A 24,520-nucleotide genomic window follows, 5' to 3' on the forward strand; every position below is an offset into this window, starting at 1 on the left:
GTTACGTCGCTCCAACGCTTTAGTTCAAGCACAATCCGTACCGATCTGATGTTTATTTACTTTTCGGTAAAATTCTCTAAGGCATTAATGTTATTGAAGCTAAGGTTCCGCTTACGTACTTTGACGACGAATAGAAGAACTACAAAAAAATAAAAGCTAAAGTTCATTGTTGGCGAACTAACCTTCACCGTTTCTACACTCGTTAGAGTAAATCTAACGGTAGAATCTACAGGATAAGTAACCCCAGTATTTAAATCATCTACCCTTTCAATAAGTCTAAGTGAGCCGCCGCCGCTTTTGGTATCTGAAGTAAGGTCGTTATCGAACCATGAAACTGGTGATGTGAAGTCGGGCATTTCGTCTCGTAATAAGGTGCCTTCATCAAACGCCAAGAAATCATTGATTAAGTCGCGAAAGCCGAAGCTTAGGTGCAGTGTTCTTTCTAAGCTTCCATTTGAAAAGAGGGTAGTTTTTCTTGCGTAATCTTTAAGCGATATACCATCGCCGATGTGACCGTCGTCAAAAGTTGGTCCATCGTACATTTCTAACATTTCTTCGGGGTAATACTCATCGTATTCTGCCTGATAAACGCCTTCGTTGTTGAGTCGAAAGAGCATATCGCCAAATTCAACATTAGATGTTAATGCTGGGCGGTCGTTATCATGAACAGACCACCAGTAGTAGCCTGTCTCAAGTCTGCCACGAATTGGCGCTGAAGTGTCTAACGTGAAAGAGCCCGTTACCTGTTGACCCAGTAAACTAACTGCATCGAAAAAAAACTGCTCTGTGTTTTCTACCTCAGAAACAAAGCCGTTAAAGCTGTAAGTTACAATTGCACTGTTTACAGAGAAACTTGAAAAGATGAATGCAATACTGCTTAGCAGTTGACGATAAGAGATATTCATAAGGCAGACCAAGTGGTTGCTTGAAAATTATACTTTAGTCTACTGTTAAATGTGTTGCTAGAACTTCCTTATTGGACGGTGCGTTTTCTAGATAAAGTTGTAAGTTCTTCCATTGCCTGTTCAAAACCCACAAAATTTCGCCATTATCAGCTATATAGGGTAGCGGTAATGTCAGTCACTCGTGTAAACTACCGCTTTTATTTCAGGCAAGCCTTAGCGCACAGAATAATTCTTCCTATGCTTTGGCCATGCAGTCATCATGTAAATTGAGGAAAACATGGAGCTTGACGCTATTATCAATCAGGCACAAAGCCAGATTGACGCTGCACAAGATGCAGCCACATTAGACCAAGTTAGGGTCGAATTCATGGGTAAGAAAGGTAAACTTACCGACTTACTTAAAGGGCTTGGAAAGTTATCTAACGAAGAACGTCCTGCCGCAGGCCAAAAGATTAACCAAGCTAAACAGGTTATTCAGCAAGCTATTTCTGCTAAAGGTGAGTTTTTACGCACTGAAGAGCTTAACAAGAAGCTAGCAGAAGAGGCAGTAGATGTAACTTTGCCTGGTCGCACAGAAAAGCCAGGAAACTTACACCCGGTTAGCCGCACGATTGCACGCATTGAGTCTTTCTTTGGCGAGCTTGGCTTTTCAGTTAAAACTGGCCCTGAAATTGAAGATGGTTTTCACAACTTCGACGCGCTGAACATTCCTGCGAATCACCCCGCGCGTGCAGACCATGATACTTTTTATTTCAACCCAGACATGATGCTTCGTACGCAAACCTCTGGTGTTCAAATTCGTACTATGGAAGCGGAAAAGCCACCATTGCGTATTATCTCGCCAGGCCGCGTGTATCGTAACGACTACGACCAAACACACACGCCGATGTTCCACCAAGTGGAAGGTTTGATGGTTGATAAGAATGTCAGCTTTACCGATCTTAAAGGTATCTTGCACGACTTCTTACATCACTTCTTTGAAGAGTCACTAGAAATTCGCTTCCGTCCGTCTTACTTCCCGTTTACTGAGCCTTCAGCTGAAGTAGACGTTATGGGTAAAAACGGTCAGTGGCTTGAAGTATTGGGTTGCGGCATGGTGCACCCAAATGTACTTAAAGCGGTAGGTATCGACCCAGAAGAGTACACAGGTTTTGCCTTTGGTATGGGCGTAGAGCGCTTAACTATGCTTCGTTATGGTGTTAACGACTTACGCGCGTTCTTTGAAAACGATCTTCGTTTCCTTAAGCAGTTCAACTAAGGCAGAGAGTACACATGAAATTCAGTGAAAAATGGTTAAGAGAGTGGGTTAACCCGTCGCTGTCGGCACATGAGCTGTCTGAACAGTTGAGCATGGCTGGCCTAGAAGTAGACGGCGTTGAGCCAGTGGCAGGCGATTTTAAAGGCGTGCTAGTAGGTGAAGTAGTGGAGTGCGGTCAGCATCCTAACGCCGATAAACTGCGCGTGACTAAAATAAACGTAGGTGGCGATGAGCTACTTGATATCGTTTGTGGTGCGCCTAACTGCCGTCAGGGCATTAAAGTAGCAGTTGCTGTTGTTGGTGCTGTATTGCCAGGCGACTTTAAAATTAAGAAAGCAAAGCTTCGCGGCGAGCCGTCATTCGGTATGCTATGTAGCTTCTCTGAGCTAGGTATTAGCGACGACCACGATGGTATTATCGAGCTTCCAGCCGATGCACCTATTGGCGCAGACATTCGCGATTACCTTGGACTTGATGACAACGCAATCGAAGTTGACCTGACACCAAACCGTGCAGACTGCTTGGGTATTCGCGGCATTGCCCGTGAAGTTGGCGTGCTTAATAACCTTGACGTTTGCGAACCTGAAGTAGCAGCGGTAGACGCAACTATTGATGACAAATTATCAATTATGCTAAGCGCTGATGACGCGTGCCCGCGCTATTTGGGCCGTGTGGTTAAGGGTGTTAACGTTAAAGCAGCATCGCCACTATGGCTAGTTGAAAAGCTGCGTCGCTGCGGCATTCGCAGCATCGACCCTATTGTTGATGTGACTAACTTTGTATTGCTAGAGCTTGGTCAGCCAATGCACGCGTTTAATCTTGCTAGCATTGAAGGCAACGTTAACGTGCGTATGGCAAAAGAAGGCGAAACGCTTACGCTACTTGACGAAACCGAAGCTAAGTTACAAAGCAATACTTTAGTTATCGCTGATGACAACAAAGCGTTAGCTATGGCAGGTATTTTCGGCGGCTTACATTCTGGTGTTACCACCGAAACCCAAGATATTTTACTTGAAAGTGCTTTCTTTAGCCGTGATGCGATTATGGGCCGTGCCCGTCAGTACGGTTTGCATACCGATGCGTCGCACCGCTACGAGCGTGGTGTAGACCCACAGCTTCAGCGTAAAGCCATGGAGCGCGCTACTGCACTGGTACTTGAAATTTGCGGTGGTGAAGCTGGCCCTGTTGTTGAAGCCGTGGCTGAAGACAAGCTACCTAAGCAAGCTACGGTTACGCTTCGTCGCGAACGTTTATCTCGCGTACTAGGTATTAGCATTGACGATGCGAAAGTAACGGAAATGCTAAACCGCCTTGGTTTAGACGTAACGCAAATTGAAGCTGGCTGGGAAGCGGTTGCACCAAGCTATCGTTTCGATATTTCAATTGAAGAAGATTTGATTGAAGAAATTGCGCGTGTATACGGCTACAACAACATTCCAAACGTGGCACCAAAAGCAACGTTGGCAATGCTACCTTCGCAAGAAGCCAAGCTGCCGTTAAACACTATGAAGTCATTGCTTCTAAGTCGTGGCTACAACGAAGCAATCACGTATTCGTTTGTAGACCCTAAAATTCAAAACGCATTATTCCCAGACGTAAAAGGTATGGTGTTACCACACCCAATTTCATCTGATATGTCGGTAATGCGTGTAAGTTTATGGCCGGGTTTGCTAGGTGCTACTGCTTATAATCAGAAGCGTCAGCAGCAACGTGTTCGCATGTTTGAAACCGGATTACGCTTTATTCCTCAACAAGATGCGCCAAATGGTGTATTGCAACAGCAAGTAATTGGTGGTGTAGTAGCAGGGCGTCGTAATGAAGAACATTGGGACTTGGGCGACAACCCGGTTGATTTCTTCGATGCAAAAGCCGACGTTGAGGCGTTATTGGCACTTACAGGCAGAACCGGTGAGTTCCAGTTCGTTACAGGGCAACACAGTGCGTTACACCCTGGCATGACGGCAAAAATTTTGCTTAATGATGAAGAAGTTGGCTATATTGGTGCTATACACCCGCAGTTCACTAAATTGCTTGGTGTTAACGGCCGTGTATTTGTGTTCGAACTAGTGGTAGATGCCATTACTGATCGCAAGTTACCGTCAGCCGTACCAGTATCGCGCTTCCCATCGAATCGCCGTGATATTGCTATTACGGTTAAAGATGAAGTGCGTGTAGGGAATGTTCTTTCTTACATAGAAAATATTGGCGTAAATCAACTAGTTGCTCTAAACTTGTTCGATGAGTACAAAGGCAAGGGAATTGAGCCTGGCTATAAGAGCCTTGCTTTGTCACTTCATTTACAAGATCCGGATAAAACCTTGGAAGAAGCTGAGATTCAGCAAGCTGTAGATACTGTGGTTAAAGGTCTGGAATCTGAGTTTGGGGCCGCGTTAAGAGAGTAAACTATGGCATTGACCAAAGCCGAGATGGCTGAACACCTATTCGAGAAACTAGGCATTAACAAGCGTGATGCGAAGGATCTGGTAGAGCTTTTTTTCGAAGAGATTAAAGGCGCTCTGGAATCTGGTGAGCAAGTGAAACTGTCAGGTTTTGGCAACTTTGACCTGCGTGATAAAAATGAACGTCCTGGCCGCAATCCAAAAACCGGTGAAGACATTCCAATTAAAGCACGTCGTGTGGTTACATTCCGCCCGGGTCAAAAATTGAAAAGCCGAGTTGAAAACTCTGCACCTGTCGACCAATAATCTTTAGGTCGTTACAATACTGAAAAAGAGCGGGGTCTCTCGCTCTTTTTGTATTGCTTCTTTTATACAGTGCCGTCGCACTGGTTTTCATATGCAATTTCTTTGGAGGAAAGTGTGAAGAAAGCACTTGTCGTTCTTGCTATTATTATTGCTGCTACGTTTTCATGGTTTGCTTATCTGTCGCTGGATGCAGACAAACGAGACCAAGACGCAGCGCAAGTTCCGCTAATCACAGTCATGGAAATTCTTCACGCTAGCGATTTGCAGGAAGGCGTTAAGCAGGCTGTGAAAGATGGGAATATCGAAGTAGTAGATTCTTGGATGATACAAGCCCGTGAAGTAGGGCAGGCTGCCAACCTGTCATCTGAAGATATGGATTATCTTAATTCAGAAACTGCGAAAGACTACGTCGTATTCAATGCTAAGCGCCAGCTGTACAACGAAGCGTTTGAAGCGCGTTATTATACGTTGGAAGAGGTAGAAACGCTTAAAGAGCAGTATCCGGAAGCTAAAGACTTGTTTGCTCGCACTGATGCGTTGATTGAAAAGCGTGACGCTATCATTCAACAAATTGCTGTAGCCATTGCAGGAAGCGAGCAGCCTGATGAAGCCGCGCTTAAAGAAGCACGCAAGCAGTGGTTAGCCCAGGCTAGCAAGTAGCCAAGTAACGCACTCTCTCAATCTTTGTTCAATCTACTGAAATATCTGCAAACTTAGCATTTGTTAGCGTAGCTAGATCAGATGGGGCGAGGGCCACTTCTAAACCTCGTTTTCCGGCGCTTACATGAATAGTTTGCAGATTTTCAGCGCTTTTATGAATAACGCTCGCTAAGCGCTTTTTCTGCCCTAATGGGCTTACACCACCAAGTACGTAGCCTGTTGCAACCATTACTGCATTTGCTTGCGCCATTTCTACCTTTTTAACACCTAACGCTTTAGCCATTTTCTTTTCGCTAAGTTTGGTGTTTACAGGGACCACGGCCACGGCAAGCTTGTTGTTATCTGTACTCACTACCAATGTTTTAAAAACGGTATCCGCATTAAGGTTTAGCTTTTCAACCGCCTCTAGCCCGTATGACGCCGCATTTGCGTCGTGTTCATATTTTAAAATGCTGTGAGCGATACGCTTTTTAGTAAGCAAAGTGATTGCAGGTGTCATTCAACCTCTTTTTTGTAAAATGTTCGGCTGTGTATCGGCTGGCTGGGCAGCAGAGGAGTAGCTGCGTGTGTTGCGTAGTCGTTAAAGCCAGTTGTAAAAAATTTTGACAGTGGGTGGCCGGATTGTCCGCCAGGTAGTGTTAGAATGGCATCCTCTAAATGGCCAGGGCTGACAAATAGTCGCTCAGAGGCACCAAAACTAGGTGCTTGTACAGCAGGCATGTATGTATCACCAAAACCTTCTACTTGTTGCATGTTTAACATATCACCAACTAGAGGAATTTGATCAGCAAATGGATGTTTAACAGAAAGTGCGTTCACCTTGCCCCAGGCTAATGTTTCCATATTAGCTTCTACTGGTGAATACTTGTCTAACAGCTTGTGTTTGGCGCGCCTGTAAGCGTCTACAAGTAGCTCGTCGAAGCTTTCAGTATCGTTAGGTAGCCAAGAGTCAGGCTGACTATGAATAAGTTGCCACACAGCAGGTTCAATGCCACGTAAGAGTGTACGGCTGTTTACACCTTGTTGGTCTAACGTTGAAAGTACGCCTCCAAAAAGGGTTTGTACCACTTCCTGCCTAAAGTGCTTAACTAACGTGTAGCCAACCGAATCTTCACATGCGCATTCGTCCCATGTGTTTAGGTAAGCGAGGTCGGGTTTAAATTCAATGTCTTGCATATTGAGCAGCCCATACAAAAGGTGCTGCCAAGGAATAAGAAAGCGGGCATGATTATCTAACTGAATGGCGTAAAAGTCAGTCTCAGTAAAGGTGTCTTTTTCAAATAAACGGTCTCTTATTTGTTGTCCGCGAGCACCTAGCGCGTAACCACCGTCGCCCCAGACTTTGAAGTCATCAGCCGAAATTACTCTAGCATTTGCAGTCCATATTCTTCCCATATCGGGGTTTAAAACCATGGGAAGCTTCGATGCGCGCTTTGGTGGTGTGTTTACTGCTTCTTGTTCTTTTATAGCAGTGAATGAAGCCTGCTGCCTTTCCATAACTGCGCCGCCAGGAAGCCAAGCCGCATTGCCGCTTTCATCAACAATCACGAGGTTTTGCGTGGGAATAGCAATGCGTTGGCCCATCTTTATCGCTGCTTGGACATTTTTTGCATTGCCGAAGTTTATTATTCCCAAGTTTGCAGCAAACGGATGATGCGCTACCCAATTAAGTGCATAGCGCTTGCCATTGAGTTCTTTCACTGGCCCATACGAGCTTACTTCAAACTCAAATGTGTGCTCACCATCAGGTAAAGGAATACGCTCTGTTACCGTACTTGTGGCCGTCGATTCGCCTAGTTCAATCCAATCTACATTGTCTAAATTTGCATTGGTAAAACCCCAAGCGATATGGCCGTTGGTGCCTACAACTATGCCAGGAATGCCCGGCAGGGAAACCCCGGTTACTTGCACATCGCTGCCTGATTCTTGATAGTTTAGCTGGGCGCGATACCAGATGATGGGAACCCGCAATCCTAAATGCATGTCGTTCGCTAAAAGGCCTGCGCTTGTCGTGGTGTGACTCCCGGTCACCGCCCAGTTATTGCTACCAATATCAGGAAGCTCAGTACCGTTATATTGTGCACGGGCAATAGCAGTATTATCGCTATCGTTTGAGTACTGAGTAGTCGCGTCTTCAGGCTCTTGCTTAATGCTCTCGCCATTACTATCTTCTGGTGAGTGAGTAATTGGGCGTAGCGATGCAGGGTACTCTGGAATAGGAGACTCAAGCAGTGGTATCTCGCTGGCATCAAGCGCTGCCTGATAATTACTCGGCTGAGTAATGAAGCTGTATAAATCATTCCCAAATGTTGAAAGCAGTGCCTCTCTTGCTAAATCAAGCTCTACTTGGCTACCTTGTAAATCCAAATACATACTGTAAATCACAAGAATACTGTCGGTGGGGCGCCATTGTTTTATATCAACGCCTGCAGCTAGGTATTCAAAAGGTGGCAACGTATACTCAGACAATGCGTCATTTACGCCATGGGCGTAACGTACGAGTAGTTCTTGTTGTTTCGAGGGCAGGTTATCGAATACGGCTTTTGCTCGTTTCTCAAATTGATGAAAGCGGGCTTTCTTATCGATATCTAGGGCAATGTCGCCCACCCATTGTGACAAACTACCCGATGCGGCGCGGCGCTGTAAATCCATTTGAAAAAAACGATCTTGAGCATGCGCAAAACCCAGTGCATAGGCTGCGTCGAAAATATCGTTGGCTTTAATAACAGCTTGGCCTAGTTCGTCACGGCTTAGCTCAGTAGGTGCGTTTACGTGATAGGTGGCGCTATTTCCGTCAAGTGCGGGCAAACTCATACGAAGCGAGATGTACAATCCCAGTACCGTTAAAAAAAGCAGTGCTAAAACACTTAAAACCAACCACTTGAACCAATTTATCACGTGTAAAACTCCCTATTTTTCTCTATCCTAACCACAGAACTTGCAAAATTGAAGTGATGTTTTATGACACATACTAAGGCGGTGCCGTGGGGCCATTAATGTTGGATTGTCAGGCCGAAGAACTTCTGCCTGAAGAAAAGGAAAAGTTAACACATCCAGTAGTGGGTGGCGTTATTTTATTTAGCCGCAACTATCACGACAAGCGTCAGCTCTCTGCGCTGGTTCAAGATATAAGACGCTTTGCAAAGCGTCCAGTACTGATCGCCGTCGATCATGAAGGAGGCCGCGTTCAGCGTTTTCGTGAAGGCTTTACTGCCATACCTGCAATGGGCGATATTTTAAGGCAGTCAGAGCATCAAGATGAAAGTGCTGCATACGCAAAAGCGTGTGGATTAGTATTGGCTTATGAACTTAAAACCTTAGATATCGATTTTAGCTTTGCACCGGTGCTTGATATAAATGGTGTATCGCAAGTTATTGGTGACAGAGCATTTTCAGACAGTGCAGACGACGTTATTCGTCTTGCCGCTCATCTAATCCAAGGTCTAAAAGCCGTAAATATGCCAGCTATTGGAAAGCACTTTCCTGGGCATGGCAGTGTAGCGCCAGACTCTCACGTAGCGTTACCCGTCGATGAACGCGAATTTGATGAGATACGCAGTACCGATATGGTGGTCTTTGAACGCTTAATTGAGCGTGCGTTGCTTGATGGCGTTATGCCTGCCCATGTTATTTATAGTCAGGTGTGCGATAAGCCTGCGGGTTTCTCAACTAAATGGCTGCAGGATATCCTTAAACAGGATCTAGGCTTTGGCGGCGCAGTATTTTCTGATGACTTGTCTATGCACGGCGCAAGTGTTGCGGGAAGTTACGTTGAGCGTGCTGAGGCAGCGCTGGAAGCAGGTTGCGACATGGTACTTGCGTGCAACAATCCGAAAGGGGCTGAGACTATCCTTGATGGATTGGAAATGCGCTTTGCTAATCCGTCTAACAACGATTTACAAAAGCGAGAGCGCGTTATGGCGCTTTATGACCGTGTCATGCCTGCGGGGCTCAATGATAAATACGACAGTGCGGTTGAGCTGGTGAAGCGTTTAAGCGAACGGTAGTTTTTATAACTACCGTTTTTCATTTTCTGTTTTTAATGCCGTTTGCTTATACTGGTACTTCTTCTACGCCAGCTTCTACATTCATAAATCGCGCAAAAGTGAAGAGAAAATCGCTTAAGCGATTTAAATAAGCATGTACCACTTCTGGCACGTCATAATGTTTAGATAGGCTAATGACAGCACGTTCAGCTCGGCGGCATACTGCGCGACAAACATGAGCCTGGGCAGCAGCCTTACATCCGCCAGGCAGCACGAACGACGTATTAGGCGGCATTTGACGGGTAATATTGTCTATAAGGCTTTCTAGGTTCTCAATATCAGTTTTTGTCAGCGTTGAGCTTGCTGAAATAGCAAAGCCAGCTTGAAACAGGTTGCGCTGAATGTCCTGGAGCATTGGCTTATGTTTGTCAGTAACATGCGCTGCGAGTAGCCCGATATGGCTATTGAGTTCGTCCATATCGCCGTAGCTTTGTACTACTAAATCATCCTTATCTACACGAACGGCTTTGTCAGCGTAAATTTGCGTGCTGCCCTTATCACCAGTGCGAGTGTAAATCTTCATAAAAACCTATATCTCTCTATCAATCGCAAATGTTGTCTTTTGTATTTAAAACCAAAGCACTTACACTAAGCGTTTACTTAAATCACTCACTAACGTCAGGGCGATTGTAGCGACGAATTTGTACTACAAAACCAAACAGCGGGTGGTCGAAATAATGCAGTTGCGTACTGATTACACGTCTTTGCTCAGCTAACGGAACCGAAACCAGTTTGTACGCTGTTGATGTCGCTTGACGGGGCTTAGCAGCATTACCAGAGCTGTCATCTTCACTGCTGAAGTAGCTCATTGGCACCGGCTGGCGATAAAACATCTCGCCATCTACATGAAGGTAAGGTACGCGGTTAATATACTTAAGAAATACTTTGATAGTGCCGTCAATTTCCCAAATGGGGGTTCTTAACGAAGCGTCGGTAGTGTCATCTTCACCTTGCTCTACAATAATCGGCGTATCAAGCGCTTTAAATGCGCCATACTCTATAGCCTGTGGGTTTGACAAACGGCGGTCCAAATCGGCAAAAATATCTGAAACAGCAAGAAATTGATCAGTGCCTTGCGCTGCAGTTTTATCAGCTTCAAAAGCAGTACTTACATCACTTAGGCTGTTTTCATCTGTGCTCGATGTATTTCTATAGTCACCATTATCAGTAAGAGCGGAGGTAGAGCCGTAACCAAACTCTGGAGCGGAATCGTCAGTTTCACTGTTTACATTATCAACGTGTTTTGAAGCTCGCATATCACCGTTCAAGTCAAACTGCTGCGCGTAGTTTTGCCCACCATAAAGACGCACGTTGAAAGCTTTGTTTTTACCAAACATAACTGGCTGACGCCAGGTTGCGTGAAACAAGCGTTCTAGCTCGCGATTAGAGCGTATTTGGCGAGAAATTGAAGACAGTGCTTGCTGATTACTGGTAAGCAGATGCGCTTTTGACGCAAGCGGCCAGTCGTGCCCTTCAATGATAATAGGTAAACTTGCTGGAGCGGGTAGCCTATTATCCGGCTGATTCACCTTCCATACGATTACAGGTTGAAGCGCGCTGCTTCTAGACTTGCTCTCGCTTGTCGAAACGCCTGAGATTAGTTCGTTGTCGCTTGGAACAATAACGTTAAGTGCATTGGTTACCTCAGCGCTAAGCCATGGCTTCGCTTCTTCACAGTATTTAAATACAGGCACCGTGACAGGTGAGGAATCTTTTACGCCGAAGAAAGACGTCCAATAGCTGGCGATGGTTGCAGCATCAGGAGCGGGTGTGACGTCGTCAGTGATGAACCCCTCATTTGAGTAGTCAAGGCTATCGCTATAGTCGGATTCTGTTGAAGAATAAGTAGCGCCATACTCATCGCCATTAATGGTTTCGCTTTGTGCCTGACTCGCTACGTCTGGTGTAGGAGATGGCTCATTGGCTGTTAAGCCGGATGTTTCATTATATCCATAGCCCGCGTCTTCAGAGTAAGAGTTAGGAGACATGTCACCGTACTGCGAACTGTTATCTTTAGACAGCGACAAGAAATCTACATCTTTTGCGGGCACGCTCAAAAGTCCGTTGCTAGGCCACTTAATTGATGTATCAGCGCCGCAAACGGCTAACCCTTGTTTTAGATAGCTTATATCAGGCGAAATGATATCGCTAATGATGTCTGCCTGAGCGCGAGGGGCTGACAAGTTGTCAGCCAAAGAAAACTGCTCTTCTAACTCAGTTAGTGCCACGTTGCGCTTAAACGCAATAACTTCCACATCGAACCACCAGTTGTCATTGGCGTTAGCTGTAGTTGAAATTGTCGTTAAGAAAACGGCGCTTATTGATGCAACTAACGGGCACCAGCGAGATAACTTCATGTTACCGCGACTCCTTTGCAAAATCGGCAATAATATCGCTAATAAACGCGATGCGCTCTTTAGCTGTTTCGGTCTTTTTCACCAAACGCAGTTTTTGGCTTCCTTCAAACTTAAAGGTGTTTGGTTTGGTTTGCACCAAACTAATAATATAGCCTGGGTTAACCTTAGTGGTTTCTTTAAACTCTATGGTACCGCCTTGGGCCGACAAGTCTACTTTTAGAATGCCTAACGCCTGGGCTTTTAGTTTAATTTCAGCCACTTCTATCAAGTTTTTAGCTGGCTCTGGCAATAGACCAAAGCGGTCAATACATTCTACCTGGAATTCATCAATGTCGTCTTGCGACGTACAGCTGGCCAGACGTTTATATAGCGATAGGCGAGTGTTAACGTCGGCAATATAGTCTTCAGGCAATAGGGCTGGAATACGCAATTCAACTTCGGTATGGCCCGAGGTCGCGTCGTCTAATGAAGGCTCTCGACCTTCTTTAAGGGCGTTAACGGCTTTATCGAGCATATCCATATACAAACTGAAACCGATACTCGCTATTTGCCCCGATTGGTCGTCGCCTAACAGCTCACCGGCACCACGAATTTCTAAATCGTGGGTAGCAAGCGCAAAACCTGCACCTAAATCTTCAAGCTGTGATATTGCTTCTAATCGTTTCACTGCATCTTTGGTCATGCGCTTTGGGTGAGGCGTTAATAAGTAGGCGTACGCTTGGTGATGCGAGCGACCCACACGACCACGAAGCTGGTGCAGCTGCGCTAAACCTAAATGGTCGGCTCTATCCATAATAATGGTATTCGCACTTGGTACGTCGATACCTGTTTCAATGATGGTAGTACACACAAGTACGTTGTAGCGCTGGTGGTAGAAGTCGCTCATTACGCCTTCAAGTTCACGCTCGCGCATTTGCCCGTGACCCACTGCAATACGGGCTTCAGGAACGATTTCAGCGATTTCTTCGGCCGTTCGCGCAATGCTATCCACTTCGTTGTGAAGGAAGTAAACCTGACCACCGCGCAGTATCTCACGCATAATGGCTTCGCGAATAACGGCTTTATTACGCTGCTGCACAAAGGTCTTAATTGATAAACGACGGGCCGGGGCTGTGGCAATAATCGATAAGTCGCGCATGCCTGATAACGCCATGTTAAGCGTACGAGGAATAGGCGTAGCGGTTAACGTTAAGATATCTACATCGGCACGTAAGGACTTAAGTTTCTCTTTTTGACGCACGCCAAAGCGATGTTCTTCGTCGATGATCACAAGGCCTAAGTCTTTATATTTAATATCTCTAGACAGCAGTTTATGTGTGCCAACTACGATATCTACTTTGCCTTCGCCGATCCGCTCAACCACAGATTTTTGCGCTTTACCGCTTACAAAACGGCTCATCACTTCAATTTCAAACGGCCATGCCGCGAAACGGTCTTTAAAGTTCTCGTAATGCTGCTGAGCCAGTAGGGTAGTGGGCACCAAAATAGCAACCTGTTTACCAGCATTAGCTGCAAGGAAGGCCGCGCGCATGGCAACTTCGGTTTTACCGAAACCTACGTCACCGCACACGAGGCGATCCATAGCCGATGGGCTGCCCATGTCGTGCATAACCGCAGCGATAGCTTGGGCTTGGTCGGGTGTTTCTTCAAAGGGGAAGCTGTCTGAGAAGGCTTGGTAGTCGTCCCAGTTAATTTTATACGCAAAACCTGGCTTAGCTGCGCGGCGGGCATACACATCTAATAGCTCGGCGGCCACGTCACGAACTTTTTCGGCGGCTTTTTGCTTGGCCTTTGTCCATGCGTCAGAACCTAGGGCGCTAACTGGCGCGCTGTCGGCATCGCCACCAGTGTAGCGTGAAATCAAGTGAAGCGACGCCACAGGCACGTAAAGCTTAGATTGCTTGGCATACTCGATGCACAAATATTCGGTTGCTACGCCGCCCGCGTCCAACGTTTGAAGGCCCAAATAACGGCCAACACCATGATCGAGGTGCACCACAGGCTGACCAATAGAAAGTTCGGCCAGGTTGCGGATAATGGCGCTCTCGTCGGTGGCAGTGCGTTTATCGCGAAGACGGCGCTGACTTACTTTCTGGCCTAATAGTTCGGTTTCCGTAATAAATAACAGTTCGCCTTCCTGGGTTTGCCAGCGGAAGCTGTTATCAACCATACCCACGGTAATGCCAAGGTTGTCGTGGCTTGCGATAAAATCGCTAAAGCTATCAACAATCTTTGGTTTGATGCCCGCTTTGGCAAGTACCGTAAGTAAACCCTCTCGGCGACCTTGGGTCTCAGCACAAAACAGTACCTTAGCCCCGTTGTCAGTGGCTTGATTTACCGTTTTAATGAGTCTTTCAGCAGGTACTTTTTTCTGCGAGTTAATCGCGATGTCGTCAAGCTTTTCACACTGTAGGTTGCTAGTACCTGATTTTTCTTCAAGTACCTTGCTGGAAAGAGATGCACGAGGCCACTGTTTTATGGCACCAAATAGCTCATTTATAGGTAAAAATAGCTCGTCTGGTGCAAGCAGTGGACGTGCTAAGTTATAACGATACTGCTCGTAACGTTCTTGTACGTCGGCCCAGAAAAATTCGCTGGCGTCTTGCACATCACCGTGAAGTAATAGCAGGCTTTTAGGGTGAAGATAGTCAAAAAGCGTAGCGGTTTTTTCAAAAAAGAGGGGAAGATAATATTCCACACCGCTCGGCATGGTGCCCTTGCTTACCTGAGAAAATACGCTTTCAGATGCATTGTTTGCGTCGAACTTTTCTAAAAACTGCTGGCGGAAAAGCGTGATTGCCTCTTTGTCTGTAGGAAATTCTCGTGCTGGTAGCAAGCGAATTTCGTTAACAGCCTCGCCAGAGCGTTGGGTTTCGGTATCGAAATAGCGGATGGAGTCGATTTCGTCATCAAACAAGTCTATTCGAAATGGCTGGTCGCTTCCCATCGGAAAAAGGTCGATGATGCTGCCGCGCACCGAGAATTCGCTGTGGCTCATTACCTGACTAACATGCAGGTAGCCGGCTTGCTCGAGATTGCGTCTGAACTGATCTCTATCTAAGGTGTCGCCCTTGTTTAGCATAAGCAAATACTTTGCTAAATAATCGGTAGGGGCTAAACGCTGCATTAACGTGTTAACAGGCACTATGAATATGCCTTCGCCTTGCTGTGTAAAGCGGAATAGGGTTTCTAATCGCTGAGAAACAATGTCTTGATGGGGCGAAAACGAATCGTAGGGCAGTGTTTCCCAATCTGGAAACAGAGTAATAGGTGTATGCTTTGTATTATCGCTTAAGAAGAAGGCTATTTCTTTTTCGAGCTTCATTGCCGACGGTGTATCGGCGGTAATCAGTACAATAGGGCCTTTGTATTGGCTGAGTGCTTGGCTGATACATAGTGCGGCACTGCTGCCTTGAAGTTGGCCCCAGTGTTTGTGATCTTGTGATGAGGCTTCTTTTTTAGGCGCAGGTAATGGAAGCGATAATAAAGTGGCTGTCATGACGTCCTGTTTTTTAAGTGCAAGATGAGTTTTACGGCTTATATACTTATGTTAGGGTCTATTCAGATCCCGCTTTTTTTTCTTTTGCCCGTTTTCTTAGCTGTTGCGTTTGAATATGCAAGCTAGCGCGAACTAAAAGCTCCTGGTCTTGCTCTCGAATGGTGTTAAAAATAAAGGCGATATGGTAACGGTCTTCTACTTGCTCGCAAGTAATTACTTCGCCAAAACAAAATATTGCTGCAGCTTCGGCATCCAAGAAAAGTTTAAGTTCCGCTTTGGCGCCCACATCCAATGCTTCTTTTGACTCAATAATGACACCGCCACCACCCAGTTTGACTGTTTTGAAGCGAAACTCTGGCTCGTCTTGCTGGTGCAAAACGAACGACATCATCAAGTCAATTTTTCGAGACTGATGGTTTAAGTAGTCAGCCAGCGACTCAGCATGATCACTTAGGTTGCGAAGCGGACGAATTGCCTGTGCTTCAATAGCGGCCATTTCGCTGGCAATGCGAAATGCATACGGCATCGACTCCTCTAAGTTTTCTTCATCAGGCACTACTTCGTCTTCACCTAACGGGCGCATATTGGCGTTTATGCGATGTGCGATAGAAAAATATTCATCGAATTGGGCTTTTTTTTGTTCTAGGCTAAGTTCGCTCACATCATTCCTCTGCCACTAATTCTTGTGCAGTTAGTAACTTATAAGTAGTATACCGATCACACGTAGTATACCCACTTTACTATTTTGGGGTTAACCCGTCATCTCGTCTTTGGGCTACTTATCTGAATTTCTCATTCATTAAGCATAGCTAAACATAAGGCAGATTACCGTATTACTGAAAAGCAAGGCGCTATGTTTTATCCTCTTTCTGCATTCATTGCTTATCGTTATGCCAAGTCTAACAAAGCAAGCCAAACCAGTTTTGTTTCATTCATTAATCGATTTTCAGTGGCGGGTATTGCACTGGGATTGATGGCGCTCATTATCGTTGTGTCTGTTATGAACGGCCTAGAAGGTCAACTAAAACAGCGCATCTTAGGCATTGTCCCCCATATTGAAATTACAAAGACACCCATCATAAGCGAGAACCCTAGCAGGACATCCAACGAAAACGCAATTACAGAGACACCCACGCAAACTGCAGAAAAAACGCAGGCAGTGACTTTAAAAGAAATTAGCGAGACACCCATCGAAGGCGTTGTTGCCACTATGGCTTACAGGGAAGCTGAAGCAGTAGTGCAGTCTCGCTCGGACTTGCGTGGTGTTCAGGTTCACGGTGTTCAACCTGAAGTAATGATTGAGCACACTTTGGTAGCAAGCCACATGGAACAGGGGCGATTTAGCGATTTAACTGAGGGGAGTTTTGCTGCCATTATTGGGCGCTCACTTGCCATTAAACTTGAAGCGCGGGTTGGAGACCGATTGCGGGTTATGGTGGCAGGCGCAAGTGTGTATACACCTTTTGGAAGAATGCCAAGTCAACGGCTTGTAACCGTGGTGGGTGTCTTCGATATGGGCTCGCAGATGGATGACAAAGTGATGTATATGAATCTTAAGGATGTGAACCGCTTAATGCGAGATCCTAAAGGCAGCGAACAATCCCTCCGGCTATTTTTAAATGACGCTTTTAACTATCAAGCAGTTGTTAGCGCGCTCACCGATAGGGTGGGTGTCTCTGTAAATAATATGAAGACTTGGCGTGAGCGTCAGGGGCCGCTATTTGATGCCGTCAAGATGGAGAAGAACATGATGACACTCATGTTGCTGCTTATTATCGCGGTAGCGGCATTTAATATCGTTTCGGCACTGGTAATGGTGGTAACGGAAAAACAAGGCGATATCGCAGTACTCCAAACTCAAGGTATGTTACCCAGTTCAGTAATGTGGATTTTTGTGTTAAACGGTTTGTTTAACGGCATTAAAGGCGCTGGCATTGGTCTAGTATTAGGCGTAGTGATTACGCTCCAATTAAATAACATTTTGGACCTTATCGGGTCGCCGTTAGCCTTAGCGGCAGACGGTAGAGGGCTGCCAATTGAAATGGACGTTGTACAAATTGCAGGCATTGCTTTGCTGTCTTTGCTACTGTGTGTTTTAGCCAGCGTTTATCCAGCGCGCAAAGCGATGAAAATTGCACCATCGCAAGCGCTCCAAAACGAATAAATCGCTGAATTTACCGTGCAAGTTAGTGCAAAATTCACTATACTCGCGGTCTTTTAAATTTTGCCCAGTGAGACGTCATGAACAAGAATTTTATCACCTCGCAATCGCTTCTACAGGATTCCTTTCGCCTAGCGGCAAAGGTGTATGAAGACGGCTTTCGCCCTGACTTTATTATTGGTATCTGGCGTGGTGGTGCTCCCATTGGTATCGCGGTTCAAGAATTCTTTGAATTTAAGAATACGTCAACCGACCATATCGCAGTACGTACATCGTCTTACTACGGAATAAACAAACAATCGAAAGAGATCCGTGTGCACGGATTACACTACTTGGTAGAAAACGCGAATGCTGATGACAAGTTGTTGATTGTTGATGATGTTTTCGATTCAGGCCGCAGCGTAGATGCACTTATTAAGCAAATTAATAAACTAATGCGTTTGAACATGCCTAAAGATATTCGCATTGCATGTCCGTGGTACAAGCCGCAAAACAACACAACAGACATCGTGCCAGATTATTACGTTAACGAAAGTGATGAATGGCTAGTTTTCCCTCATGAAATTGCGGGTTTGTCGGAAGAAGAAATTCGTGAAGGCAAAGGCGAGCTGGCTGACGTTATGGACATTTTGTTCAAAAAGTAGTGAGTAATTGCTTGATATAAGCGACTAGGAGTTGCTGTCAAACGTATCTAAACCGCACGCTTGTGCGGTTTTTTTATCTTCCAACTTTGTTGGAAAAGATAGGGTAAATGTGGTGCCCACGTTTACTTCACTTTCTACGCTAATGGTTCCCCCCATCGCTTCAACGATGGAGAACGAGATATAAAGTCCTAACCCAGTGCCTTTGCCGGTTGGTTTGGTGGTGTAAAACGGTTCAAAGAGCTTTTGAAGGGCATGTTTTTCTATACCGCAGCCCGTATCTTTTACCGTTATGACGGTGTGATCTTTTTCTTCAAACGAAGAAATAGTTAATTTATCCCCATCTTCCATCGCTTGCGCAGCATTTACGAATAAATTGACTAATACTTGGTTTAATTTTCCTGTTTTTCCCTTAATTAAAGGCACATCGCTTAGGTGCTGTTGAATCTTTATGCGGTGCTTCAATTCACTGTTTACTAATCGCAAGGCGTGAGCTATGCAGTCGTTCACGTTTACGGTTTCATCATCGGGAATATCTGCATCGTGGGAAAAAGAGCGAAGACTGGTGATAATGTCTGTAACTCTATTTAGGCCTTCCTCTGATTCGCTGCAAATATCTGCAATTTCGTCGCTTAATGAATCAATCTTATTTTCAACCTTCCACTGTTTCGCAGCTTCAGCTACCTTCAGCCTCTCATCGTCGGTTGCGCTAGCTGCCAATTGTAAGACGATGTCTTGCATTTGCGATAGCGCAGGCAGCACGTTCCGTAAAAAGTGAATGTTGCTATTAATGAAAGCAACAGGGTTATTAATTTCATGGGCAACACCAGCGGCAAGTAAACCTAGCGATGCCATTTTTTCTGAATCGATAAGGCTTTTTTCTACAATGGCTTTTTCTTCTTTCAACCTCACCGTTTCAAGCGCCATTAACTTAGCCTGCATCCCCATGGCCATTTGCTCGGTAAAGGTACGGTATCTGTTAGCCATATCCACAAATTCTTGGGTGTAATAACCCAGTGCTTGATGGCAAAACACAATAACTGCGTGTTGCTGATGTACTTTAAATGGACAATAAAGTACGGAGGTGACGGGCGTGTCGAACAAAGATAGGTGGCGTTGCCACGTCGCTTGCTGCTTAATGTTGAATAATGCTATAGGCTCACTTTTAACCGCACGGGAGAGTGTGTCATCGATTTGCCATACGGTGTTAAGTAGCGGTGGATGGGTGCTGTTAATGCACCTCATTTTGCCAGCGCTTTCATTCTCAAGAACAAAGCAAACTTGATAATTATACAGTCCTTTGAACACACTAAACATTTTTTTATAAAGGTCTTGTTCGTCCTCTGCGGTAAGTAATACGCGAGTGCCTTCTAGCAAAGCATCGCTTTCTTTCTTATGTGCCTCAGCCTGCTGTTTAAGGCGGTAAACAAGCGCTAGATCTTCTAAAACATTTTCGTAATCTTTATTCATTGAGAGAACACTACCGCTGATATCATAAGGTTGCCGTGTCTGTTCTTGCCATCTAAAAAGCGCCCTTGCTCGCCAAAAGTAAACGGGCCGCAAATAGGTAATGCTGGAAATTTTTCTTGCAGCGAATTCAGCATGAAATTAATTTCGTCTCCAACCATCAAGCGACATCCTGCGCAGTAAATCATTAGTACGCCAACAGGCTTTCTGTTTTCGGGCAGCAACATAACCGCATTGTTTATCACACGCTCTGCACGAGACGTAAGGCTAGAAATGCTACCTTCCATCAACACCAACTCTTCACCTTCTTCTACTTCTGAAAAAACATGTAGTGCACCACTTTCATCGACAGAATCGGGGTGGCACAGAAGGTAATTCACCGCACCGTTGTCTAATTCTACTGGTCTGCCTAGCGGTGCTGACGATGTTAGTCCTAAAATTTGACCGCCGTATAGCTGTTGAGCGATAAGGTTATTGGTCGCTTTGTTATAAACGGTGCTTGCACCGCTATTGTTAAGCTGTTGTAGTTGGCGTCCTTTCGCTTTCGTTGCTTTAAATAGGGTATCGGTTGGCTTGTACCCTGAGCTATAACTCACCCCTAATGGAGTAGAGGGATACATAACTGCAACTACCACAGTGTGTGGTCCACACGCATCCTTTGTAACGGTTGTCCAGTCGCCTGAAACCGTGTTGTCTGCCATTGAACCACCAAAAATAGGAACTTGAGTCCCTACAATGCTGGCGAAACCTTCAAGTATTCTTTCTTCTTCTCCTGGCGGCAACGCACACCAAATTAACGCTGGGCTTTCATAAGGTCTTCCCGCATTGTTTAGCGCATTTTGTAACGCGATGGCGCCAGTTTCAAAGGCGCTGTAGCAGGAGGCGTCTGCACTTCCAACGCCGTAGGCTCCACCATCGTCATTCACACAAAAAAGCGCTAACTGGCACCCCGCGTCAACGGTACTGCCGTCGCAAAGTAGCGCTCCTAAACAAGAGCTGGAAATGAAATAAGGCGCGGTAAACGCGCTAAGGCCATGTTGAAGCTCGTTAAAAGGTAAGTCTGCATTGCCGTAGCCAATAACGAGTGAAGGTGTATTTTCACTAAATAACCTATCTATTTCGGACGCCATACTAGGTGCGTCGTTACACTCCAACGAAAATGTTTGTATATACATTCGGCCTTTACCACTCAACCATACTCTTTAATAATAGATTGAAATTAGGAAAAGCTTATTAAACATTAGTTGAAGAGTTACACGAGTTACAGTAACTGTGTTGAAGAGAACTTAATTATCGAGGTAAAACTTGTCGTGAAAGGTATAAACCCACGTTGGCTGGTAGATCACTAAAAGCGTTATCGCCATACCGTTTAACAGAGCTTCAGGAAAGACCAAAAGTGGTATAAGCAAAACGTAGTTGTCAAAAATGATGTCCCAAGTATATGTACCTTCAATGTAATAAAATGCGCCGAGCGTTAGCGTCTTTAATGCAATAGAAAGAGCGGCAGGGAAAAAGGCACAAACAAAAATGTACACGAAAAGTTGTCGAGGGATACGGTGAAAAGAAAGCATATAAAATAGATAGGTTATGCCAATAGGTACAACGGTGCCGAGTAGCCCGTTAACGCCAAAGTTTTCCCAACTTCCGTAGCCGACTGCGTTTGCGCCTAATAGCGCGATAAACGATGCAATAATAGCGTTTCTAAAGCCGAGCATTAATGTCAAAACTGAAAGGCCTAGAAAATGAACATCTAGGCCCTCGAAGATGCCTGCTTTAAACAACCAGAGAACGAAAAGCGAAGCAGCAGTACCAAAAATAAGGTGTTGCTGCTGCTTGTTACTCGCAAAATGAGTAAAGTCCACATGCCTGACCGCACCGAGTAATAATACACCGTAAATCAGCAATGCTAGCAGTTGTAGTGAACTCACTTTTACTCCTTAGTTAATGGCGGGGAGCAGTATTTAGTACTGTTTACCCTTTATACTCGGCCCAAATAGGCGCGTGATCAGACGGCTTTTCGATGCCTCTCAGCTCATAATCAATACCGGCGTCATGTAACTTTGCATGAAGAGGTTTTGTTGCCAAAATCAAATCTATGCGAAGGCCACGATTATCGTTGAATCCTTTTGAGCGGTAATCGAACCATGAAAACCTGTCGTTTGTCTCTGGGTTGAGTGTTCGAAAACTATCTTCAAAGCCCCAGTCAATTACTGTGTTCAACCACTCACGCTCTTCCGGCAAGAAGCTGCATTTTCCAGTTTTCAGCCAACGTTTGCGGTTGTCTTCACCAATGCCAATGTCCAAGTCTGTATGAGAGATGTTGACATCGCCCATAACAATCACGTTGTCATCTGGTGTGTGGTTATCATCTAAATAAGTCATTAAGTCTTTGTAGAACTTACGCTTAGCTGGGTACTTGGTTTCATGCTTTTCGTTTTCGCCCTGAGGGAAGTAACCATTTAGAACGGTAACGGGCTCGCCAGCATCATCGGTGGTTTTTAAAATAATCATGCGACGTTGGGCGTCTTCGTCATCTGTTGGGAAACCCATCGACACAGAAAGCGGCTCTTTCTTCGCCAAAAAAGCAACGCCGTAATGGCTCTTTTGTCCGTGGAAATAAACGTGATAGCCCATGGCCTCAACGGCTTCTACCGGAAACTGTTCGTTGTGAACTTTAATTTCCTGTAAGCCAATAATATCGGGTTGGTGTGCGTCGATAACCGCCTGAAGTTGATGTAGACGAGCGCGAATACCGTTTATATTAAATGAGATTACTTTCATGCTTTTTTAGTGGTTGCTTCGAATTTGGCTAGAGTTTACCAGAAACTGCGCGGCCGCTTAACGACGTTTTGCCACTATATTAATGCATTCAGTCGATTGGCTAGATTAAGTTTATTTATAGCTAATGGTGAAATCGCTGTGTATTAGAATCTCGTCATTAGCATAAATTTAGTCATCCATTAATCACACGCTTGCCTCATGGTAGGGAGTGGCATTTGGTGCCGTGCGCTTGCCGAGTGAAATCAAAAACTCAAACCAAGCATTTGCGTCTTGCACAGCGTTCTTAACAAAGCTTTCATTATCTAGGCCGAGCTCGGGTAAGAGTATTTCTACTTCTTGTTTGAAAGACACCCATGCTTTGGCACATCCCGCCATCGCTTGATAATACTCGGTAGGAATATCTAACGTCATGGCTTGTAACCGCCTAACAATAATGTTGGCGCCCATTGATGAGCCCAACCATACATAGATGGCTGCGATGGCATGGCTGGTGGTTGAATTGGAGCAAGGAGTTAACTGTGCGATAGCCTGGGCGTTTAAGACTGGCTCATCTTTGTTTTTTATTCTTGTAGTAGGTTCGAGCTTGGCATGGGTGTCATTGTAACGTTGTTGAGCAGACAGTGTTGCGGACGACAACGCGTGGGTGTCATTGTTAAGCGCTAGTAGAACAGCTTCGCTATTGAGCATTGAGGCGATGCGGCTAAGGGAAGGGGTCTGGAGTGCAGCCTGTTTTACGGTTGCTGCTGTTGTTTGGTGAAACACCCTCATGATGTTAAGGATGGCAAGATAGGCCTCATGGTTAAAGTCACTATCTTTGTGGTACATAGAGAAGGGAAAGGTATTTTCCAAGATAGCGTGGTTGGCATGGGTGTCTTGCTTAAGAGCAGTAAATAGATTGCGCATGAGGTAAAGGTCTTTGCGTTTAAGCTTTCACAGCGTTGAATGATTTGCTCTAACTTTATCATGGGTGTCTTCGTAACGGGCGAAAAATGTCAATGTTAATAATGTAATGGCTGATCGAGTTACAACCGGGAGTGATTCCCGTAATTTCAGGGGTAAACTTGGGCGTCTTCTTAATAATGTTTTTGATGATGAAGAAGAGCTATGGATGGGTGTCTTTGTAAGTGTGTTAGCCGAGGGGGCTTTTTTAACGTTTATTGCATTGCGCCTATTACTGGGGCAGGTATACTTGCCGCAAAATTTGAGATAGGTGAAATAACGTGTTTCCAGAAACAGTTGCAGACAAATTAAGTGATGCGGTTATCGAGCAAGCGATGAAGCTAAGTGCAGAAGACCGACAAGAGCTTGTAGTGAGCTATATTGCAAAAGCAAATGAAATTTGGATGGTGCAAGGTAGTGAAGGTTTTGTGATGTTTGAAGGTGGTGAAAGCGTTCAGCTACCAGTATTCCCGCATCACGATTTAGCTCAAAAGTTTGTAGATATAAACGAAATTGAAGGCCAATGCGTGAATATTACACTCGATGAGTTTATGCAAACTTGGTTGCCAGGCCTTGATAAGAATGGCGTTGAGCTAGTAATGTTCCCCACCACGAGTGATGTTGAAAACCTAGTTATGACTGCAGATGACTTAGCCTCAGAGCTTAGCGGAAATTAAGCAAGGTATAGAGATCATGAGTTCTCTCGAAACTTTGCTTCCTCTGGCTTCATCTTTGGCTAACGCGAAAGGGTGGGACGATTTTACTCGTACACTGATGCTTGCGGGTAAATCGCTTGTCCCGCTTCCAGCGGAAAAACGTTTGGCTGAAACAGAAGTAGAAGGGTGTGAAAGCCCGGTATGGCTCGCCACTTCTGACGAACAAGGCAGTTTGATGGCTTACTCGCCTAGCAAAGTGATTCGCGGCGTGCTTGCAGTATTGTTAGAAAAAGCAAACGAGTTAACCCCGCAGCAGCGCAGTGAATTCGACTTTGAGAGATATTTGTCTCGCTGTCAGCTGGAACGCTACTTAAGTCAGTCCCGTGGAAACGGGATTAAATCTGTAATAGCTAAATTAAAGGGCATCTAGCCGCTAAACTAGTGG

General features: G+C 45.3%; 21 protein-coding genes. 9 read left to right on the forward strand and 12 right to left on the reverse strand.

Translation table 11 applies throughout. The features are described 5' to 3' along the window. Positions 1-56: 56 nt before the first annotated feature. Positions 57-905: a hypothetical protein gene (locus MHN00_RS15580; protein ID WP_239301701.1), complete on the reverse strand. Its 849-nt coding sequence runs from the start codon at positions 903-905 to the stop codon at positions 57-59. 277 nt (positions 906-1,182) lie between these two features. Here MHN00_RS15580 and pheS point away from each other — a divergent pair, with 277 nt between their 5' ends. From pheS to MHN00_RS15600, 4 genes are all read left to right on the forward strand, one after another. Then, the gene (gene pheS / locus MHN00_RS15585) at positions 1,183-2,163 is read left to right on the forward strand and encodes a phenylalanine--tRNA ligase subunit alpha (RefSeq protein ID WP_012518127.1); all 981 of its coding nucleotides are present in this window, start codon (positions 1,183-1,185) and stop codon (positions 2,161-2,163) included. Positions 2,164-2,177: 14 nt separating this feature from the next. After that, positions 2,178-4,565 carry a phenylalanine--tRNA ligase subunit beta gene (pheT, locus tag MHN00_RS15590; RefSeq protein WP_156078229.1) on the forward strand — a complete coding sequence of 796 codons (2,388 nt, stop codon included), beginning with the start codon at positions 2,178-2,180 and terminating at the stop codon, positions 4,563-4,565. A 3-nt stretch (positions 4,566-4,568) separates the two neighbouring features. Then, positions 4,569-4,868, forward strand: a complete 300-nt coding sequence (ihfA, locus tag MHN00_RS15595; RefSeq protein WP_014949129.1) for an integration host factor subunit alpha — start codon at positions 4,569-4,571, stop codon at positions 4,866-4,868. A 114-nt stretch (positions 4,869-4,982) separates the two neighbouring features. Next, positions 4,983-5,528 carry a hypothetical protein gene (locus MHN00_RS15600; RefSeq protein ID WP_239301703.1) on the forward strand — a complete coding sequence of 182 codons (546 nt, stop codon included), beginning with the start codon at positions 4,983-4,985 and terminating at the stop codon, positions 5,526-5,528. A gap of 28 nt (positions 5,529-5,556) precedes the next feature. On the opposite strand, the gene ybaK is transcribed toward MHN00_RS15600, so the two are convergent. Together ybaK and MHN00_RS15610 are read right to left on the reverse strand one after the other, a co-directional pair. Then, positions 5,557-6,027 carry a Cys-tRNA(Pro) deacylase gene (ybaK, locus tag MHN00_RS15605; protein WP_239301705.1) on the reverse strand — a complete coding sequence of 157 codons (471 nt, stop codon included), beginning with the start codon at positions 6,025-6,027 and terminating at the stop codon, positions 5,557-5,559. After that, positions 6,024-8,426 (reverse strand): penicillin acylase family protein, encoded by a 2,403-nt coding sequence (locus MHN00_RS15610; protein WP_239301707.1) that lies wholly within the window; start codon positions 8,424-8,426, stop codon positions 6,024-6,026. The genes ybaK and MHN00_RS15610 overlap by 4 nt, the downstream gene beginning before the upstream one ends. 98 nt (positions 8,427-8,524) lie before the next feature. On the opposite strand from MHN00_RS15610, the gene nagZ reads away from it, so the two are divergent. Then, the gene (gene nagZ, locus MHN00_RS15615) at positions 8,525-9,535 is read left to right on the forward strand and encodes a beta-N-acetylhexosaminidase (protein WP_239301748.1); all 1,011 of its coding nucleotides are present in this window, start codon (positions 8,525-8,527) and stop codon (positions 9,533-9,535) included. A 46-nt stretch (positions 9,536-9,581) separates the two neighbouring features. Here nagZ and MHN00_RS15620 read toward each other — a convergent pair whose 3' ends face one another. The 4 genes from MHN00_RS15620 to MHN00_RS15635 form a co-directional block, all read right to left on the reverse strand. After that, on the reverse strand, positions 9,582-10,097 hold the full coding sequence (locus MHN00_RS15620; protein WP_131136228.1) for a cob(I)yrinic acid a,c-diamide adenosyltransferase: 516 nt from the start codon (positions 10,095-10,097) through the stop codon (positions 9,582-9,584). Positions 10,098-10,179: 82 nt separating this feature from the next. Further along, positions 10,180-11,931, reverse strand: a complete 1,752-nt coding sequence (locus tag MHN00_RS15625) for a CsiV family protein (protein ID WP_239301709.1) — start codon at positions 11,929-11,931, stop codon at positions 10,180-10,182. Between the two features lies 1 nt (position 11,932). Beyond that, positions 11,933-15,430: a transcription-repair coupling factor gene (mfd, locus tag MHN00_RS15630; protein ID WP_239301710.1), complete on the reverse strand. Its 3,498-nt coding sequence runs from the start codon at positions 15,428-15,430 to the stop codon at positions 11,933-11,935. A gap of 58 nt (positions 15,431-15,488) precedes the next feature. Further along, a complete protein-coding gene (locus tag MHN00_RS15635) occupies positions 15,489-16,091 on the reverse strand; it encodes a PilZ domain-containing protein (RefSeq protein WP_039227099.1) in 603 nt (200 codons plus the stop codon). A gap of 192 nt (positions 16,092-16,283) precedes the next feature. On the opposite strand from MHN00_RS15635, the gene MHN00_RS15640 reads away from it, so the two are divergent. Further along, the gene (locus tag MHN00_RS15640) at positions 16,284-17,594 is read left to right on the forward strand and encodes a lipoprotein-releasing ABC transporter permease subunit (RefSeq protein WP_239301711.1); all 1,311 of its coding nucleotides are present in this window, start codon (positions 16,284-16,286) and stop codon (positions 17,592-17,594) included. 77 nt (positions 17,595-17,671) lie between these two features. Continuing rightward, positions 17,672-18,235, forward strand: a complete 564-nt coding sequence (locus MHN00_RS15645; protein WP_014949139.1) for a phosphoribosyltransferase family protein — start codon at positions 17,672-17,674, stop codon at positions 18,233-18,235. 24 nt (positions 18,236-18,259) lie between these two features. On the opposite strand, the gene MHN00_RS15650 is transcribed toward MHN00_RS15645, so the two are convergent. From MHN00_RS15650 to MHN00_RS15670, 5 genes are all read right to left on the reverse strand, one after another. Further along, positions 18,260-19,702 (reverse strand): ATP-binding protein, encoded by a 1,443-nt coding sequence (locus MHN00_RS15650; RefSeq protein ID WP_014979053.1) that lies wholly within the window; start codon positions 19,700-19,702, stop codon positions 18,260-18,262. After that, a complete protein-coding gene (locus MHN00_RS15655; RefSeq protein WP_343213223.1) occupies positions 19,699-20,874 on the reverse strand; it encodes an FIST C-terminal domain-containing protein in 1,176 nt (391 codons plus the stop codon). The genes MHN00_RS15650 and MHN00_RS15655 overlap by 4 nt, the downstream gene beginning before the upstream one ends. A gap of 111 nt (positions 20,875-20,985) precedes the next feature. Further along, positions 20,986-21,627 carry an energy-coupling factor ABC transporter permease gene (locus tag MHN00_RS15660; protein ID WP_014949142.1) on the reverse strand — a complete coding sequence of 214 codons (642 nt, stop codon included), beginning with the start codon at positions 21,625-21,627 and terminating at the stop codon, positions 20,986-20,988. A gap of 43 nt (positions 21,628-21,670) precedes the next feature. Then, complete coding sequence (gene xthA, locus MHN00_RS15665; RefSeq protein ID WP_187446438.1) at positions 21,671-22,480, reverse strand: exodeoxyribonuclease III; 810 nt, start codon at positions 22,478-22,480, stop codon at positions 21,671-21,673. 183 nt (positions 22,481-22,663) lie between these two features. Further along, complete coding sequence (locus tag MHN00_RS15670; protein WP_239301713.1) at positions 22,664-23,383, reverse strand: hypothetical protein; 720 nt, start codon at positions 23,381-23,383, stop codon at positions 22,664-22,666. A 317-nt stretch (positions 23,384-23,700) separates the two neighbouring features. On the opposite strand from MHN00_RS15670, the gene MHN00_RS15675 reads away from it, so the two are divergent. Both MHN00_RS15675 and MHN00_RS15680 read left to right on the forward strand, forming a co-directional pair. Further along, the gene (locus MHN00_RS15675) at positions 23,701-24,096 is read left to right on the forward strand and encodes a DUF2750 domain-containing protein (protein ID WP_039227089.1); all 396 of its coding nucleotides are present in this window, start codon (positions 23,701-23,703) and stop codon (positions 24,094-24,096) included. A gap of 16 nt (positions 24,097-24,112) precedes the next feature. Continuing rightward, positions 24,113-24,505 carry a SufE family protein gene (locus tag MHN00_RS15680; protein WP_110287960.1) on the forward strand — a complete coding sequence of 131 codons (393 nt, stop codon included), beginning with the start codon at positions 24,113-24,115 and terminating at the stop codon, positions 24,503-24,505. Positions 24,506-24,520 lie beyond the last annotated feature (15 nt).

The organism is Alteromonas sp. Cnat2-8 (assembly GCF_022348355.1).
Classification (GTDB): domain Bacteria; phylum Pseudomonadota; class Gammaproteobacteria; order Enterobacterales; family Alteromonadaceae; genus Alteromonas; species Alteromonas macleodii.